Below are 1699 nucleotides of genomic sequence, written 5' to 3'. Positions count from 1 at the left end.
GGGCTTGCAGATCATCAAGGTGTTGCTTCCCGTCCCGTGGCTCGTTGGTGTGGTATGCGCATCCCGGACGAGATCCGTACCCAACTCGCTGTGAAGTTCACGGTGTTGTTCCCGCATCTGGACGAGCGGCAACGACGGCTACTGATGGCCGCGGAGGCCCGTGTCCTGGGACACGGTGGTGTTCGGGCCGTCGCGCGGGCGGCCTCGGTGAGTGAGACCACGGTCCGCAAGGGCGTGTTCGAGCTGGAGACCGGCGAGGAGCCTCTGGGGCGGGTGCGGCGGCCAGGCGGAGGCCGCAAGAGGGTCGCAGATCTCGATACGGGGCTGCGGCCGGCACTGCTGGCACTGGTCGAGCCGGACGAGCGCGGTGATCCGATGTCGCCACTGCGGTGGACGGTCAAGTCGACCCGCAACCTCGCGCGGGAGCTGGCCCGGGCCGGGCACAAAGTCAGTGCGGACACCGTCGCCGACCTCCTGCGGGAGGAAGGCTTCAGCCTGCAGGCCAACGCCAAGACCATCGAGGGAAGCCAGCATCCGGACCGGGATGCCCAATTCCGTTATCTCAACGAGCAGGCCCGCGATCACCGGGACACCGGCCAGCCGGTGATCAGCGTGGACACCAAGAAGAAAGAGCTCGTCGGCGAGTTCAAGAACAACGGACGGCAATGGCGGCCCGCGGCTGATCCGATGCCGGTGAACGTCCATGACTTCGCCGACCCCCAGCTGGGCAAAGCCGTCCCGTACGGGATCTACGATCTCGCGGCGAACACCGGCTGGGTCAACGTGGGCACCGATCACGACACCGCCGCGTTCGCAGTGGAATCGATCCGCCGCTGGTGGTCCGGCCAGGGCCGGACCGCCTACCCGCAGGCGACACGACTGCTCATCACCGCCGACGCGGGCGGCTCAAACGGCTACCGCACCCGGGCCTGGAAGCTCGAACTCGCCCGGCTCGCTGCCGAAACAGGACTGACGATCACCGTGTGCCACCTACCGCCGGGCACATCGAAGTGGAACAAAATCGAGCACCGGCTCTTCTCCCACATCACCATGAACTGGCGCGGCCGCCCGCTGACCAGCCACGAAGTCATCGTCCAGTCCATCGCCGCGACCACCACCCGCACCGGCCTGCGCGTCATGGCCGAGCTGGACACCAACACCTACCCCACCGGAGTCCAGATCGGCGACGCGGAGATGGCGGCCCTGCCACTGACCCGACACCCCTTCCACGGCGACTGGAACTATGCCGTGCACCCCCAGCCGTGCCCCGCCGTCCCAGCACCCCGGACTCCGCAAAAGCCGGCCCCGGAGTGGGACCATGCTCTATTATCCGACCCCGCCCTGACCGGCATGTCCCGGCAGCAACTGAGCGATCTGACCGACACTCTGGCCGTCGACGGCGACGTCAAGCGCGGACGCCCGCCCCGACTCGCCTTCCCCGACCAGGTCCTGGCAGCCGTCCTTCACCTGCGGGTCGCCCTGGCCGCAGAACCCCTCGCCGTGCTGTTCGACAGCAGTCGCACTGCCATGCACCGCACCCTCCTGAAGATCAGGACACTGCTCAAGGCGCACAGCATCGTCATCCCGCCGGCAGCCACCCCGCCCGCCGCCCTCACAGCCCTCCAGGCTCGGGTTCAAGCCCTGAGTGGCGACCCCAGCAGCATGATCAAGACAACGTGTTAATGATCTGCAAGCCCTT

1 protein-coding gene is annotated in these 1699 nt (G+C 67.5%); it reads left to right on the top strand.

Annotated features, from left to right (window positions below; all coding sequences use genetic code 11):
• Window positions 1-54 precede the first annotated feature (54 nt).
• Entirely contained in the window at window positions 55-1683 is a 1629-nt protein-coding gene (locus AB0G56_RS42150) for an ISAzo13 family transposase (RefSeq protein ID WP_360981660.1), read from the top strand.
• Window positions 1684-1699 lie beyond the last annotated feature (16 nt).

Origin of the sequence: Streptomyces sp. NPDC021356, from assembly GCF_040641015.1 — a bacterium.
Taxonomy (GTDB): Bacteria; Actinomycetota; Actinomycetes; order Streptomycetales; family Streptomycetaceae; genus Streptomyces.
This window is presented reverse-complemented; position numbering and strand designations above follow the sequence as displayed.